Origin of the sequence: Enterobacter sp. A8, assembly GCF_004296595.1 — a bacterium.
In the GTDB taxonomy this organism is placed as follows: domain Bacteria; phylum Pseudomonadota; class Gammaproteobacteria; order Enterobacterales; family Enterobacteriaceae; genus Enterobacter; species Enterobacter cloacae.
On record NZ_SCMF01000001.1, the window covers coordinates 602,400 to 618,438 of the forward strand.

General features: G+C 54.5%; 15 protein-coding genes. 9 read left to right on the forward strand and 6 right to left on the reverse strand.

Features of this window, described 5'->3' with window-relative positions; genetic code table 11:
- Nucleotides 1-6: 6 nt before the first annotated feature.
- Both EQV24_RS02850 and EQV24_RS02855 read right to left on the reverse strand, forming a co-directional pair.
- Entirely contained in the window at nucleotides 7-435 is a 429-nt protein-coding gene (locus EQV24_RS02850) for an OsmC family protein (protein ID WP_020690322.1), read from the reverse strand.
- A gap of 81 nt (nucleotides 436-516) precedes the next feature.
- Nucleotides 517-1,410: a LysR family transcriptional regulator gene (locus EQV24_RS02855; protein WP_013096536.1), complete on the reverse strand. Its 894-nt coding sequence runs from the start codon at nucleotides 1,408-1,410 to the stop codon at nucleotides 517-519.
- A gap of 111 nt (nucleotides 1,411-1,521) precedes the next feature.
- Between EQV24_RS02855 and EQV24_RS02860 the strand changes: the two genes are divergently transcribed.
- From EQV24_RS02860 to adhP, 6 genes are all read left to right on the forward strand, one after another.
- Nucleotides 1,522-2,373: a Vmh family MBL fold metallo-hydrolase gene (locus EQV24_RS02860; protein WP_130626144.1), complete on the forward strand. Its 852-nt coding sequence runs from the start codon at nucleotides 1,522-1,524 to the stop codon at nucleotides 2,371-2,373.
- Nucleotides 2,374-2,605: 232 nt separating this feature from the next.
- Complete coding sequence (gene bdm, locus EQV24_RS02865) at nucleotides 2,606-2,821, forward strand: biofilm-dependent modulation protein (protein ID WP_013096534.1); 216 nt, start codon at nucleotides 2,606-2,608, stop codon at nucleotides 2,819-2,821.
- 95 nt (nucleotides 2,822-2,916) lie between these two features.
- Nucleotides 2,917-3,054: a stationary-phase-induced ribosome-associated protein gene (gene sra, locus EQV24_RS02870; RefSeq protein WP_013096533.1), complete on the forward strand. Its 138-nt coding sequence runs from the start codon at nucleotides 2,917-2,919 to the stop codon at nucleotides 3,052-3,054.
- Between the two features lie 176 nt (nucleotides 3,055-3,230).
- Nucleotides 3,231-4,928 (forward strand): NAD-dependent malic enzyme, encoded by a 1,698-nt coding sequence (locus EQV24_RS02875; RefSeq protein WP_013096532.1) that lies wholly within the window; start codon nucleotides 3,231-3,233, stop codon nucleotides 4,926-4,928.
- Between the two features lie 645 nt (nucleotides 4,929-5,573).
- Entirely contained in the window at nucleotides 5,574-7,283 is a 1,710-nt protein-coding gene (locus EQV24_RS02880; protein ID WP_058678658.1) for an ABC-F family ATP-binding cassette domain-containing protein, read from the forward strand.
- Between the two features lie 195 nt (nucleotides 7,284-7,478).
- A complete protein-coding gene (gene adhP, locus EQV24_RS02885) occupies nucleotides 7,479-8,489 on the forward strand; it encodes an alcohol dehydrogenase AdhP (RefSeq protein WP_013096530.1) in 1,011 nt (336 codons plus the stop codon).
- Nucleotides 8,490-8,550: 61 nt separating this feature from the next.
- Here the strand turns inward: adhP and araJ are convergent, their stop codons facing one another.
- Complete coding sequence (gene araJ / locus EQV24_RS02890) at nucleotides 8,551-9,726, reverse strand: MFS transporter AraJ (protein ID WP_048972074.1); 1,176 nt, start codon at nucleotides 9,724-9,726, stop codon at nucleotides 8,551-8,553.
- 167 nt (nucleotides 9,727-9,893) lie between these two features.
- Between araJ and ppk2 the strand changes: the two genes are divergently transcribed.
- From ppk2 to EQV24_RS02905, 3 genes are all read left to right on the forward strand, one after another.
- Nucleotides 9,894-10,712: a polyphosphate kinase 2 gene (gene ppk2 / locus EQV24_RS02895; protein ID WP_013096528.1), complete on the forward strand. Its 819-nt coding sequence runs from the start codon at nucleotides 9,894-9,896 to the stop codon at nucleotides 10,710-10,712.
- 103 nt (nucleotides 10,713-10,815) lie between these two features.
- Complete coding sequence (locus tag EQV24_RS02900; RefSeq protein ID WP_130626145.1) at nucleotides 10,816-11,004, forward strand: type II toxin-antitoxin system CcdA family antitoxin; 189 nt, start codon at nucleotides 10,816-10,818, stop codon at nucleotides 11,002-11,004.
- Nucleotides 11,004-11,327, forward strand: coding sequence for a CcdB family protein (locus EQV24_RS02905; protein WP_071830020.1), 324 nt, complete (start codon nucleotides 11,004-11,006; stop codon nucleotides 11,325-11,327). The genes EQV24_RS02900 and EQV24_RS02905 overlap by 1 nt, the downstream gene beginning before the upstream one ends.
- 54 nt (nucleotides 11,328-11,381) lie before the next feature.
- Here the strand turns inward: EQV24_RS02905 and fdnI are convergent, their stop codons facing one another.
- The 3 genes from fdnI to fdnG are packed head-to-tail and all read right to left on the reverse strand — an operon-like array spanning nucleotide 11,382 to nucleotide 15,974.
- A complete protein-coding gene (fdnI, locus tag EQV24_RS02910) occupies nucleotides 11,382-12,038 on the reverse strand; it encodes a formate dehydrogenase-N subunit gamma (RefSeq protein WP_013096526.1) in 657 nt (218 codons plus the stop codon).
- Complete coding sequence (fdxH, locus tag EQV24_RS02915; RefSeq protein ID WP_130626146.1) at nucleotides 12,031-12,915, reverse strand: formate dehydrogenase subunit beta; 885 nt, start codon at nucleotides 12,913-12,915, stop codon at nucleotides 12,031-12,033. Before fdxH ends, fdnI begins: the two co-directional genes overlap by 8 nt.
- 11 nt (nucleotides 12,916-12,926) lie before the next feature.
- Nucleotides 12,927-15,974 carry a formate dehydrogenase-N subunit alpha gene (fdnG, locus tag EQV24_RS02920; protein ID WP_130626147.1) on the reverse strand — a complete coding sequence of 1,016 codons (3,048 nt, stop codon included), beginning with the start codon at nucleotides 15,972-15,974 and terminating at the stop codon, nucleotides 12,927-12,929.
- Between the last annotated feature and the right edge of the window lie 65 nt (nucleotides 15,975-16,039).

The following is a 16,039-nucleotide window of genomic DNA, read 5'->3' on the forward strand; positions in this document are numbered from 1 at the left end:
TCAGGCTTAGTTAAGTTTATAGTCCAGCGTGATTTCCGCTTTCAGTACCTGCGACACCGGGCATCCTGCTTTCGCTTTCTGGATGATGCCGTCGAATTTCTGCGGGTCGATACCCGGTACGGTGACCTTGCTGTTTAGCGCAATTTTGCTGATTGCGAAGCCGCCATCGGTTTTATCCAGCGAGACATCCGCTGTGGTATCGATGGAATCTGCGGTATAGCCCGCTTCACCAATCATCAGCGACAGCGCCATTGAGAAACAGGCGGCGTGGGCTGCGCCAATCAACTCTTCCGGGTTAGTACCTTTAGCGCCTTCGAAGCGGGTGTTAAAGCCGTAAGGTTGTTGATTCAGGACGCCACTTTCCGTTGAGACCGTCCCTTTGCCATTTTTGATATCACCAGACCAGTGTGCCGAACCGTGCTTATGAATCGTCATTCTTGCTCTCCTTTTGGCTTACAAAGGGATAAGTATAGACGATGGTTTCGGCACACCCTGGAACACAGACAATTCTGTAACCTATTCCCGCTGCGCGTCGCCTGACAGATGGTGCGCTATCTCATCAAGAAACACGCGCAACGCCGCGGGCTGATACTCCCGGGACTGATAAATACCGTGAATGGCTAACGCTTTGGGCGTCAGGCTGCTCAGCACTGGGACCAGCGTGCCCTGTTCAATCGCGGCATGTGCTTCCTGCTCCGGCAACATGGCAATGCCGCAATGCTTCACCGCCGCCTCCATCAACAATGACGAGATGCTGGCGCTGAGGTTGCCGCTCACGGCGACGCTGACGTTTTCCCCTTCCGGCGTCAGGAAGTGCCACGCCTGACCGGCGAAAAAGCTGTAGTGCAGACAGTTGTGCTGCGCTAACTCCTCCACCTGCTCTGGCGTGCCGTGGGTTGCAAGATACTGCGGCGACGCGCACAGCACGGAACGGCACTCCCCAAGCCTGCGGGCGATCATCCCGGGCTCTGGGTTATCCGTAATGCGGATCGCCACATCAATGCGTTCCCCTACCAGACTCACCGGGTGGTTGTTCACATCCAGCTCAATGCGCAGCTGCGGGTAGCGCGAAAGCAAGCCGGGCAGCACCGGGGCAATCAGATGCATGGCGGTAAAATGGGCGCAGGCCACCCGTAGCGTGCCTGAAGGGAGATCTTTCTCCGACTGGCCTTCAATTTCCTGCGACAGCTGGGACAGCGTTCGCGTTTTTAGCAGCACCTTCTCTCCGGCCGCCGTCAGCGTCAGCTTGCGCGTCGAGCGGTTTACCAGCCGCGTACCGGCCCACTTCTCCATTTGCTCAAGATAGCGGCTCACCATAGGACGGGAGATCCCCAACGCCCGGGCCGCTGCACTCAGGCTTCCCAGCTCGCATATCCGGTTATAGACCTGAGCGGCAATAACGCGATCCATATCACACCCCATTTGCTCGATTTATGAAACAAAGCATGTCTTGTTTCAGGAATTCTGGCAAATACGAATATCCGTACAATAAAGACTTTCCTGAACAACAGAGACATCAGAATGAAATTCACTCACCTTGCACTGCTTTCCACGCTTATCACGCCCGCGGTGTTGGCTGCGCCATTAACCATTGATACCTATAACCCGCAGGACAAAGGGATGTTTGCGGTCTCCTCCACGCTGGTCTCTGGTCCAAAAGAGGCCGTGCTGTTTGACGCCCAGTTCAACGTCAAAGATGGCGAAGCGCTGGTCGACAAAATTCGCAAAAGCGGGAAAACCCTGAATAAAATCGTCATTACCTCTGGCGATCCGGATTTCTATTTTGGTCTGCAACCGCTGGTGAAAGCCTTCCCGAATGCCAAAGTGGTGGCCACACAGCAGGTGGTTGACCATATCAAGGCCACCAAAGACGCAAAACTTGCCTTCTGGGGACCGCAAATGAAAAACGGTGCACCAACCGAACTTATCGTTCCGCAGGTGCTGGCATCCACTACCTTCATGGTGGACGGCGAGAAGATTGATATCGAGCAGCCAGAAAGCTACGCCGCCTATGTCTGGATCCCTTCGGCTAAAACTATCCTCGGTGGTACCGGTGTCGCCTGGGGTATCCACGTCTGGACGGCAGACACCCAGACGCCAGCCAGCCGCAAGGAGTGGCAACAGACGCTGGAAAGCATGGCGGCACATAAGCCTGAACGCGTGATCCCGGGTCACTATCTGGGAACACCACCGGCAGGCAGCGGTGCTATCGACTTTACCCGTGATTATCTCCAGCGCTTCGAACAGGCGTTGTCAGAACATAAAACATCGACAGGCGTGATCAACGCCATGAAAAAACAGTATCCGGGTCTGGCTGAAGAGAGCTCGCTGGAATTAAGCGCCAAAGTGAATACTGGCGAAATGAAGTGGTAATGTAAAATCTGCTCCTGCTATATTTCAGTGATAGCAGGAGCACCTGCAAAATATCCTCGCGGTAAACCCGCAATATATCCTCCCATTCTAAAAGCGCATAAAAGCATGCACTTATGTCATTTTTATTTCTAAGATGAATCTTAGACACAGCGGCCAAAATATTTGCCATTCTGTTTGTGAATTAAATTTTTTGCGAGCCGTACCATTAAACAGACAACGACACGGAGGCAGCATGTTTACTTATTACCCGGCCAATACTGCAGCAGCACAACCTGAACTCGTTAACGCGATTGCACAGGGTCTTCACGCCGAGCATGGTGCTGTGACTGAAGATGACATTTTGATGGAACTGACCAAGTGGGTGGAATCCACAGACAATGACATCCTCAGTGACATCTACCAGCAGACCATTAACTACGTCGTCAGCGGGCAAAACGCACCTTTGTAAAAACCTGCTAAGCTGGATCTGCAACCTAAGGGGTTACATTTCGTTTGCGTAAGCGAACTGGTCCTTAAAACTATCAACAGGATTGAGGAGTTAACATGAAATCGAACCGTCAGGCACGCCATATACTGGGACTGAACTACAAGCTTTCTAACCAACGTAAAGTGGTGATTGAAGGCGACAGTGAAACACAGGTCACTCACGCCACCGGCAGAAAACGCCACGCGGGCAAGTAAGTTCCCAGGAGAGATCCTCAACACCATCGGCAAAACCGATGGTGTTTTTGTTTATGTGTTGCGGTAATTAATATTTAGCTCCTTTATAATACCGCCTGACCGCACCCCATCGCACAGGCCAGAAAGATGACAAACAGCAGTGTCAGGGACGGATCTTCAAAAAAAGAGTGAGTGACATGGACAACAAACTGAAAAAACATCGTTCCCTATATATCCCTTATGCCGGCCCGGTATTACTCGAATTCCCCCTGCTCAACAAAGGTAGCGCCTTCAGCATGGAAGAGCGCAGCAGCTTTAACCTGCTCGGTTTGCTGCCAGAAGTGGTGGAAACCATTGAAGAACAGGCAGAACGCGCGTGGATCCAGTATCAGGGTTTCAAAACCGAAATCGACAAACATATTTACCTGCGCAACATTCAGGACACCAACGAAACCCTCTTCTATCGTCTGGTACAAAATCATCTCGAAGAGATGATGCCGGTGATCTACACCCCAACGGTGGGTGCCGCCTGTGAACGCTTCTCAGAGATCTACCGTCGCTCCCGTGGCGTCTTTATCTCTTATCAGAACCGCCACAACATGGACGATATTCTGCAGAACGTGCCGAACCACAATATCAAAGTGATCGTGGTGACCGATGGCGAACGTATTCTGGGTCTCGGAGACCAGGGTATTGGCGGCATGGGGATCCCAATCGGTAAGCTCTCTCTGTATACCGCCTGCGGCGGCATCAGCCCGGCGTATACCCTGCCGGTGGTGCTGGATGTGGGCACCAACAACCAGCAGTTGCTTAACGACCCGCTGTATATGGGCTGGCGTCATCCGCGTATTACCGACGACGAGTATTATCAGTTTGTTGATGATTTCATCCAGGCGGTCAAGCATCGCTGGCCGGACGTGCTGCTGCAGTTTGAAGACTTCGCGCAGAAAAACGCGATGCCGTTGCTGAACCGATATCGCGATGAGATCTGCTCTTTTAACGACGACATTCAGGGCACCGCCGCGGTCACCGTCGGCACGCTGATTGCCGCCAGTCGCGCGGCAGGCAGCCAACTGAGCTATCAGAAAATTGTCTTCCTGGGCGCAGGCTCTGCGGGTTGTGGTATCGCCGAGCAGATTATCGCCCAGACGCAGCGTGAAGGGCTAAGCGAAGAGCTGGCGCGCTCCCGCGTGTTCATGGTCGACCGTTTCGGCCTGCTGACCGACGGCATGCCAAACCTGCTGCCGTTCCAGACCAAGCTGGTGCAGAAACGTGAGAATCTGAAGAACTGGGACACCGACAACGAAGTGCTCTCTCTGCTGGACGTAGTGCGCAACGTGAAGCCGGATATCCTGATTGGCGTCTCCGGTCAGACGGGGCTGTTCACCGAAGAGATCATTCGTGAGATGCACAAGCACTGCGAACGCCCTATCGTGATGCCGCTCTCCAACCCGACCTCGCGCGTGGAAGCAACGCCGCAGGACATCATTGCCTGGACCGAAGGGAACGCGCTGGTCGCAACCGGCAGCCCGTTCGATCCGGTGGTGTGGAAGGACAAAACCTATCCTATTGCCCAGTGCAACAACTCCTATATTTTCCCGGGCATTGGTCTGGGTGTGATCGCCTCCGGCGCGTCGCGCATTACCGATGAGATGCTGATGTCGGCAAGCGAAACCCTGGCGGGCCACTCGCCGCTGGTGAACGATGGCGAAGGACTGGTGCTGCCAGAGCTGAAAGACATTCACAAGGTGTCGCGTGCTATCGCGTTCGCGGTCGGGAAAATGGCCCAGCAGCAGGGTGTGGCGGTGAAAACCTCTGCCGACGCGCTGCAGCAGGCCATCGACGACAACTTCTGGATGCCGGAATACCGTAGCTACCGTCGTACTTCGATCTAACACTGTGTTCCGACCGTTCCCTCTCCCACAGGGCTGAAGGTTCCCCACAAAATAATGCCTGCACGGAGGACTCCCTCTCCCTTGAGGGAGAGGGCCGGGGTGAGGGGGGAACATAAGGCTGTAGAGGTAATTCCGTTCACTTTATGTTCCTTGCTACTCTGTAACGGCATGACTTGTGAACGTGCCAGGGCGGCTCAATCGCCGCCGCCCTGGCGACCCGGGCTCCCGGCGGTAAATCGCCTCAGCGATTTACCGCCGGACCAGAGAGTCGCTGCAAGTTAATCATTTCACTTCTAAAATCTGAATCGCTGCTGGTCAAAGAATTTATAAACGTTTTCTCTCCCAAAGGGAGAGGGAATTACATTCGTCCCCCCCTAGCCAAACCGCCTTTCCCCCGCTACACTCCTTTCATCCATTAACCCACTGAATATATAAGGAGGCCAATTATGCTGTACTGTGAAATTTTCAATGTTTCACATGCATTTGGTGATCGCACCAGCTCAAGCGTTATCGGTATCGTGCTGCGATAACTTCTGCTTGAGCGAAGACACCAACCCCTGAAATCCCTTCTCTCGGGCTTACTGAGTTATCGTCAGCGATGTTTGACGAGGCATAAACATGCCTGTAACTCTTGGGTAAGCAACAATGAGCACTTTACTCACTGCACAATCTTTACGTGTTGATACGGCGTTTGGCACGCTCTTCGACTCCCTCTCCTTTACGCTGAAAAAAGGCGACCGCATTGGCCTGCTGGGCGACAACGGCTGCGGCAAAAGTACGCTGCTGAAGGTGCTGGACGGCACAGATTCTCCTGCTGCCGGAAGCGTCGCGCTGGCCGGACACTGTCTGATGGCGCGCGTTGAGCAACATCTACCAGAAGCCATTTATCCCCTGACCATGCTGGACGCCGTACTGGCGCAACTGCCCACGACTGAGCGCGAGAGCCTGCGCTGGAAAGCAGAAACGCTGCTGGCGGGTATGGGCTTTACGCCGCAGGACATGGCCTTAACGTCGGCGACGCTGAGCGGCGGGCAACACACGCGTCTCCTGCTCGCGCGGGCGTTGATCGGCGAGCCGGATCTGTTACTGCTGGACGAGCCGAGCAACCACCTCGATTTGCCTACCATGCTCTGGCTGGAACAGTTTTTACAGAACTGGTCCGGCAGCTTTGTACTGGTCTCGCACGACAGGCAGTTGCTGGATGCCGTCACCAACGGCAGCTGGATCCTGCGCGATAAGATGTTGCACTACTTCGCCCTTCCCTGCACCGCCGCGCGCCAGGCGCTGGTGGCGAAAGACGAAAGCGATGCGCTTCGGCATAAGGCGGAGCAAAAGGAGATCGACCGCGTAACCGCCAGTGCCAGACGGCTGGCCACCTGGGGCAAGGTCTACGATAACGAAGATCTGGCCCGCAAAGCCAAACAGATGGAAAAACAGGTCGAGCGGCTAAAGGAGAGCCAGACAGAGCTCACGGCAGGCAGTCCGTGGACGTTAACCCTGCGTGGTGATGCCCTGCGGGCGGACCGACTGCTGGAGATGGAAAACCTCGGCGTACCGCCTGCACCTGGGTTGCCCGATCTATTTCACGTCGACATTGCGCGGCTTAAAAGTGGCGATCGCGTGGCTATCGTCGGGCGTAACGGCTGCGGCAAATCATCGCTGATGAAGCTCATCTGGCGGCATTTCTCAGGTGAACCGTCAGAGGCTGGGCTAAAACTCCATCCTCGCGTGTCGCCAGGCTATTACGACCAGACGCTGAATCAGCTTCCGGATGAGGCAACGATCTTCGACGCGCTGGAGCCTTTTGCGCCAGCGCCACAGGATCGCAAGATGGCGCTTATCAGCGCCGGGTTCCCGTGGGCTCGTCACGGGCAAAAGGTCAGCACCCTCAGCGGCGGGGAGCGTTCGCGCCTGCTGTTTGTCGGCCTGACGCTTGCCCGTTATAGCCTGCTGATGCTGGATGAGCCTACCAACCACCTGGACATGGAAGGCAAAGAGGCGCTGGCCACTACCCTGCAACAGTTTGACGGCGGAGTGCTGCTGGTCAGCCATGACCGGCAGCTGATCGCCCAAAGCTGCAATCGCTTCTGGCTGATTGAGGACGGTTTGCTGAGCGAATGGCATGACGCCGAAGCGGTGTTCGAACGGCTGCGTGAACGCACAGGCCTGATGGCGTCGTCGGCGTCACCCGCAGTCGCGGATGTTAAAGCGCAAGCCTCGGACGATCTGCTTGAAAGGCTGATCGCGCTGGAAACGCTACTGGCAGAAGACCTGGCGCGTAAGCCTAAGCATCAGAAACCACATTTGCAGGCGCAATGGCGCAAAGAGATTGAGGTGATAGAAGCAAAACTGTAGATCTGTGCCCGGCGAGCTTCTCGCCGGGCCAGTGAATTCCCCCCTAATTATTAGAGGATCGCTGTATTCTTAATCTGAAATCGCATCAATTGGTGACATTATGTTGCCGCCGCCTTGCATAACTCCTCTAAACTATTAATCCTTAAGTAGTATTCCCCTGCGATACACATACCCATCAAAAACAAGGAGAAACCTATGAAGGCTGCTGTTGTTACACAGGATCATCAGGTCAATGTTACCGAAAAAACCTTACGCCCACTGAAGCACGGCGAAGCCCTGCTCAAAATGGAGTGCTGTGGCGTTTGCCATACTGACCTCCACGTCAAAAATGGCGATTTCGGTGATAAAACCGGTGTGATCCTGGGCCACGAAGGGATTGGGATCGTGAAAGAAGTTGGGCCTGGCGTGACGTCACTAAAAGTCGGCGACCGTGCAAGCGTCGCGTGGTTCTTTGAGGGCTGCGGCCACTGTGAATACTGTAATACCGGCAACGAAACCCTGTGCCGCGATGTGAAAAACGCCGGTTATTCCGTTGATGGCGGCATGGCTGAAGAGTGCATTGTCACCGCGGATTACGCGGTAAAAGTGCCTGACGGGCTGGATTCCGCTGCGGCCAGCAGCATAACCTGTGCCGGCGTCACCACTTACAAAGCGGTAAAAGTCTCCCATATCAAGCCGGGCCAGTGGATTGCGATCTACGGCCTGGGCGGACTGGGTAACCTCGCGCTGCAGTATGCGAAAAACGTCTTCAACGCCAAAGTCATCGCCCTTGACGTTAACGACGAACAGCTGAAGCTGGCAGCGAGCATGGGGGCAGACTTAACCATCAACTCCCGCAGCGAAGATGCCGCTAAAATCGTGCAGGAAAAAACCGGCGGCGCGCATGCGGCTGTGGTAACCGCGGTCGCGAAAGCAGCGTTTAACTCGGCGGTGGACGCGGTGCGTGCCGGTGGCCGCGTGGTGGCCGTTGGCCTGCCGCCGGAAGCCATGAGCCTTGATATCCCCCGTCTGGTGCTGGACGGTATCCAGGTGGTCGGCTCGCTGGTTGGTACCCGTCAGGATCTGCAGGAAGCGTTCCAGTTCGCTGCCGAAGGCAAAGTGGTGCCAAAAGTGACAATGCGCCCGCTGGAAGATATCAATGCCATCTTCAAAGAGATGGAACAGGGCCAGATCCGCGGCCGTATGGTGATTGATTTACGCTCGTAACGGTCCGTTCCCGCTAACCGCTCCGTTTATGGGGCGGTTTTTTATGACCACATTCCGGCACTCAGGCCAGCGCACGAGCATCAGACTGAGCCCGCCGGGCGCGCAGATAGCCATACACCAGCAGCGCGCTCATCGCCAGGAAGGATAATATCGCCGCCGGGAGCGTGACATAGCTCCAGCTAAAACCGAGCGTAATCATCATTCCGCCAAAATAAGCACCAATCGCACTGCCCAGGTTAAACGCCATCTGTCCGCCTGCGGCACCAAGCATTTCCCCTCCTTTCGCATTTTGCAGCAGCAGAATTTGCAGTGGTGCAGAGAGTGCGAACAGCCCGGCACAGCAGATGAACCCCATCACCAGCGACGCGGTTTTCTGTTCGCCAAAGGCGAAAAGCAATAACAGTGAGGCGACAATCACCATATCGGTGGTGGCAGCAATACGCAGCGGGCTGAAACGACCCGATAGTTTCCCGCTCAGCAGGTTACCCAGCACCATGCCGAGGCCCATTAACATCATGATGATCGTCATCAGCCCCTCGGAGAAGCCAGAGACATTGACCATAAACGGTTTCACAAAACTGAACCACGCAAAAACGCCAGCGTTGCCAAACATGGTGGCGGCGAAGATCAGCCACGGTTCCGGTTTTTTCAGGAAGTGAAACTGCTCGGTGAGTTTTATTTCTGATGCGTCATGAAGGTTTGGTACCCACACCAGCACCGAGAGGATCACCAGCGCGTCAAACAGGGCTATCAGGAAAAAAGTATAACGCCAGTTGAATGTATGCCCCAGCCAGGTTCCAAACGGAACCCCCACCAGATTCGCCACGGTCATCCCGGCGATCATCCCCGCCACGGCCACCGTCACCTTACCCGGTGGCGCTATTTTCGAGAGGATAATCGCCCCCACGCCGAAAATTGCGCCGTGCGGGAACCCCGAGATTAAGCGCCCTGCCGCCAGCCACAGGTAGGATGTTGAAAAGGTAAACATCGCGTTGCCCACCGCACACAGGGCAACCAGAAACAGCAGCGTGGTTTTTAACGAGAACTTACTGGAAAACAGCGCCACAATCGGCGCGCCAATCACCACGCCAAAGGCGTAAAACGAAATCATATTTCCGGCGGAGGGAATGGAAATACCGGTATCATGCGCCAGTTCCGTCAGGACACCCATAATGCCAAATTCAGCCATGCCCAGGCCAAACGTGCTAAGGGCTAACGAGAAAATTGTCTTTTTCATACCACAACCACGAGTGAAAATTCGCAGCGGGCATTATTGAATAATCTTGTATGGTGAGCCAGTTCAAATCAGCAGACTGACACGTTAATCCATTAATTCAGGTGAATTACACTTCTTAATGCGGCCTCGCTTCTTCCCCGCGATCGGACAACCTGAGGATGACAATCATGGCAAGTAACAAGAAAACCAGCGTCGCTGTTGATGTCGTTAAAAATGCCCCTCTGAAAACAAAAGAGTATGAAAAAGAGCTTCGTCGCCTTCACGTTGAACTGGTCAAACTCCAGCAATGGGTTGTCGCCAAAGGATTGAAAGTCTGCATCGTGTTTGAGGGACGCGACGGGGCCGGTAAAGGCGGCACCATAAAAGCGATAACCGAACGCGTCAGCCCGCGCGTATTCCGGGTTGTCGCGCTGCCTGCGCCTACAGAGAAAGAGAAAACGCAGCTTTATTTCCAGCGTTATGTTCCGCACCTGCCCGCTGCCGGTGAAATCGTCATTTTTGACCGCAGCTGGTACAACCGCGCAGGCGTTGAACGGGTGATGGGGTTCTGCACGCCGGAACAGGTTGAAAAGTTTCTTGATGGCGCACCGGTGATGGAAAAAGCGATGGTCGATGCCGGGATCATTTTGCTGAAATACTGGCTTGAAGTGACGCCGAAAGAGCAGGAACGCAGGCTACGCGATCGCATCAACGATGGCCGCAAGATCTGGAAATTATCGCCTATGGATATTAAATCGTTCAATTTATGGGATGAATACACCGTAGCGCGGGATGCCATGTTTGCCTCCACGGACACTGCCTGGGCACCGTGGTTTGTGGCGCGCTCGGAAGATAAAAAACGCGTGCGGTTAAATATTATCTCCCATCTGCTTTCGCAGATCCCGTATAAAGAACTTCACGTTGAAAAAGTGGATTTGCCGAAGCGAAAAATTGGCAAAGTCAAACCGACAAAATATCCTTTCCGATATATTGCGGAGAAATTCTGATAAGCTGGAAGACGGCTCGCATAATGAAGATTACCAGGGGAAACGGTATTGTTTTTTGTTGGCTGCGGTTGATAATGACCGCACCAACAAAGGAGGCTAAAAAATGAAACCAAACCGAACAGAAAACGGCAGTAGCAGACCACTCCGGACAGAGAGAATACCGCGCCAGGCCTTGACTCCAGAGGAACGCAAACGCCAGCACCATCAGGATCAGGAGTTCATAAAAGCCATGAATGAATTTACTGCTAAAGCGGGATTATTATCAGATGACCCTTATTTTGGAGGGCTTTAATGTGCTTTCAGTTCGATGTTTATCGTAACCCCTCAGACAAAACGCGCGAATACCAGCCTTATTTTATGATAATTCAACATGACTATTATGATGACTTATCAACAAGACTGATTGTTCCTTTAAGCTATCATAATAACCTACATGGGCATTACAACGCCGCCACACCATTAATAAACATTGAATTTGAGAGATATTTTCTCAATACCGCTGGCATAACACACGTGGAGAAAAAGAAATTAAATAATAAAAATTTTGTATGTAATCTTCGCAGCGCAAGAAGTACCGTCATTGCGGCGATAGATGCGTTAGTGACGAACACATAACGTAGGCCCGCGCAAGCGAAGCGCCGCCGGGCAAAGCCGACGGCGCAGAACGTTTTACTTCATCCCTTCCGTACTCTCCTGTTTCGCTTCCTGTCGCTCCACTTCCCGGTACCAGCGTGGGTGGTGTTTCTGCGCCCAGCGGCGGCTCACCTTCCCTTCAATCATGCCTTTAATCGACCCTTTAACCCAGAACGCCATATACATATGGATCAAAATAGCATGGATCAGAATGATGGCTGAGGTTGCGTGGATCAGCAGCGCGTAGCGGATGACCTGCATCGGGAAGTACTGCGCAAAATAAGGACGCCAGATGATCACACCGGTCACCAGCAGGACGAAAATCATGCTCATGATGCTCCAGAACATCATCTTCTGTCCGGCATTGTATTTACCGACCTTCGCGACTTTATGTTCGTTCCCCTTCAGGACCTCAATAATGCCCTTCAGCCAGGGAATATCCTGCTTGTCCGGGATATTGTGGTGGACGAAACGCACAAACATAAACATCAGCACCACAAAAATCAGTACGCCAAAAAACGGGTGCAGAATACGCCCCATCTGCGGCGTGCCGAACGTTTCCGTCAGCCATTGCAGCGTCGGGAAGAAGAACGAAATTCCGGATACGGCCACCAGGAAGAAGCAGATCACCACCGTCCAGTGACAGGCGCGATCGACAAACTTTGTGCGCACTATCATTTTCGACTTACTCATGATGCTCCTCCTCGTCGTCATCCACCTCTTTATTCGGCCCGATACCGATGTAGTGATAAATCAGCCCGGCAAAGGTGGCGATAAAGCCCGCCGCCGAGAGTGGTTTTAGCGCCCCTTTCCACAGGTTGATGGAGGTATCGATCGCCGGATCTTTCGGCAGATTGTGGTACAGCTCCGGCTGGTCATTGTGATGCAGAACGTACATCACGTGCGTACCGCCCACCCCCTGCGGGTTGTAGATGCCCGCCTTGTCGTAGCCGCGCGCTTTTAGTTTGTCCACGCGCTGCTGCGCCACCTCCAGCATCTCTTTCTTGGTGCCGAAGTGAATGGCCCCGGTTGGACAGGTCTTGACGCAGGCAGGCTCCTGCCCGACGCTGACGCGGTCTACGCACAGGGTGCATTTGTATACCCGGTTATCCTCTTTATTGAGGCGCGGGATGTTAAACGGACAACCCGCAATGCAATATCCGCAGCCGATACAGTTATCCTGCTGGAAGTCGACGATCCCGTTCGCATACTGGATGATGGCGCCTGCAGACGGGCAGGCCTTGAGGCAGCCCGGATCTTCACAGTGCATACAGCCATCTTTTCGAATCAGCCACTCCAGCTTGCCGTTCTGGTCAGTTTCGCTATAACGCATCACCGTCCAGGATTTGGCGCTCAGATCGGCCGGGTTGTCGTAAACGCCAACGCAGTGCCCTACCTCATCGCGGATATCGTTCCACTCTGAACAAGCCACCTGGCAGGCTTTGCAGCCCACGCAGGAAGAGACATCGATAAGCTTGGCGACTTCGGCCTTATAATCCCGCGCGCGAGGCGCGGGCGTTATCGGGTTGGTCGCGGAGCGTTTGATAATGTCTTGTGTTTCCATCGCCATTTACTCGCTCCTTACGCTTTCTCGATGTTGACCAGAAACGCCTTGTACTCCGGCGTTTGCGAGTTGGAATCGCCAACGTTTGGCGTCAGGGTATTGGCGAGATAGCCTTTCTGCGCCACACCTTCAAAGCCCCAGTGCAGCGGGATACCCACGGTTTCCACCTGCTGACCATTCACGTTCAACGTCTGCAGACGACGGGTGACCACCGCAACCGCACGGATAAAGCCACGTTTGCTGCTCACCGTCACGCGATCGCCATTGGCAATCCCTTTCGCTTTCGCCAGCGTTTCGCTTATCTCCACAAACTGTTCCGGCTGCGCGATGGCGTTAAGCCGCGCGTGCTTGGTCCAGGTGTGGAAATGCTCCGTCAGGCGATAGGTGGTTCCCACATACGGGAATTTGTCCTTTTTGCCTAAACGCAGCACGTCGTCAGCGTAGATACGCACGACCGGACTGGAGATAACATTTGGGTGTAGCGGGTTCGTGCCGAGCGGCGTTTCCATCGGCTCGTAGTGTTCCGGGAATGGCCCCTCTGCCAGCTTGTCGAGGGCAAACAGGCGTCCCAGCCCCTCCGGCTGCATAATAAACGGCCCGGTCTCACTGCCCGGTGGCGCGGTGTTGAAGTCAGGAATATCATTCCCCGTCCATTTCGCGCCGTTCCACGCGATCAGCATCCGTTTCGGATCCCACGGTTTACCGTTGATATCCGCCGACGCGCGGTTGTACAGCACCCGACGGTTTAGCGGCCATGCCCAGGCCCAGCCCAGCGTATTGCCCAACCCGGACGGGTCAGCGTTATCGCGATTGGCCATCTGGTTGCCCTGCTCGGTCCAGCTGCCGGTGTAGATCCAGCAGGACGACGCGGTGGAACCATCATCGCGCAGGAGCGCAAAGCTGTTCAGCAGCTGGCCTTTCTTCGCCACCAGATTACCGTTGGCGTCATAGAGATCGGCCAGCGCCACGCCGTTGTTCTCTTTGGCCACCTCTTCGGATTCAGGGTGATCCGGTTGCTTATAGTTCCAGCTCATCTTCAGCAACGGTTCAGCGCCTTTGCCACCTTCGGTGCGGTACATCTCACGCAGGCGATGGTAAATCCCTGCCAGAATTTCACCGTCATTACGCGCTTCACCCGGCGCATCCTGCCCCTTCCAGTGCCACTGTAACCAGCGACCGGAGTTGGCGATCGAACCGTCTTCCTCGGCAAAACAGGTAGACGGCAAGCGGAAGACCTCGGTCTGAATTGATGCGGGATCCACATCGTTCATCTCGCCGTGGTTCTGCCAGAAGTTAGACGTTTCCGTCACCAGCGGATCGATAACGACCATGTACTTCAGCTTGCTCAGGCTGCGAACCACTTTGTTTTTGTCCGGGAAGGACGCTACCGGGTTAAAGCCCTGGCAGATATAGCCCGTGACATTGCCCTTATCCATCATGTTGAAATACTTGATGACGTCGTAGGCCTGGTCCCATTTCGGCAGCCACTCAAAGCCCCAGTCGTTCTCTTTCTGCGCCGCATCGCCATAAAACGATTTCATCAGGCTGACGTAGAACTTCGGATAGTTGCTCCAGTAGTTCACCTGCTCCGCACGCGTCGCTTTTGGCGTATTCGCCGTGAGATAGGTTTGCAGATCGGCCTGTTTTTCCGACGGCAGCGTCAGGTAACCTGGCAGGCTGGTCGAGAGTAAACCCAGATCGGTTAAGCCCTGGATGTTGGAGTGACCGCGCAAGGCATTTACCCCGCCTCCCGCCATACCCATATTGCCGAGCAGCAGCTGAATCATCGCCATGGTGCGGATGTTCTGCGCACCAACGGTGTGCTGCGTCCAGCCCAGCGCGTACAGGAACGTGGTGGTTCTGTCGGCGGCACTGGTAGAGACCAGCACCTCACACACTTTCAGGAAGTCGGCTTTTGGCGTACCGCAGATGTTTTCTACTACGTCCGGCGTATAGCGGGAAACGTGCTGTTTCAGCAAGTTCCACACGCAGCGTGGATGACTCAGGGTTTCATCGCGTCTGGCATAGCCGTTTTCATCGAACTGATAGTTCCAGGACGATTTATCGTACTGACGTTTGTCCGCGTCATAGCCGCTGAACAGCCCCTCATCGAAGGCAAAATCATCCCGCACCAGCAGGCTGGCGTTGGTGTAGTGTTTTACGTACTCCGCGTTGATTTTATTGTTTTCAATCAGATAGAGCAGCACGCCCGACAGGAACGTAATGTCCGTACCGGAGCGGATCGGTGCATAGATATCGGCCACCGATGCCGTACGCGTAAAGCGCGGATCGACGACGATAAGCGTCGCATCGTTATTGTTTTTCGCTTCCATCGCCCAGCGGAACCCCACCGGATGGGCCTCAGCGGCGTTGCCACCCATCACCATCACAACGTTGGCGTTTTTGATATCAACCCAGTGGTTGGTCATCGCACCGCGACCAAATGTTGGAGCAAGACTTGCTACCGTTGGTCCGTGTCAGACGCGCGCCTGGTTATCAACCGCCAGCATCCCGAGGGAGCGAACAAATTTTTGCGTTAGCATGCCGGTTTCATTGCTGGCCGCCGAGGCGCACAGCATGCCGGTAGAGAGCCAACGGTTCACCGTCACGCCCTGCGCGTTCTTCTCAATGAAGTTGGCGTCGCGGTCGGCTTTCATCAGTCTGGCAATCCGGGAGAAGGCTTCATCCCAGGAAATACGCTGCCATTTGTCGGAACCCGGCGCGCGGTATTCCGGATAGCGCAGACGGTTATCGCTGTGAACGTAGTCCAGCAGTCCCGCCCCTTTCGGGCAGAGTGCCCCACGGCTCACCGGATGGTCCGGATCCCCTTCAATATGATAAATGGCCTCTCTGGCGTTCTTCGCGCCATCGCCCAGGCTATACATTAAAAGCCCACAACCCACGGAGCAGTATGTGCAGGTGTTACGGATCTCTTTGGCACGCAGCAGTTTATAGTTGCGCGCCTGAGCCAGCGCCATTTTGGGAGCGAATCCCAGCATCGCGGCTGTTGTTCCGGCCATACCGCCCGCGCAGATTTTAAAAAATTGTCTGCGGCTGACGTCCATTGTTGTCCTCATTTACGGATAAGACTTCGCGCCGCAAACTAACAGCAAAGCCCCTGTTTTTTTTG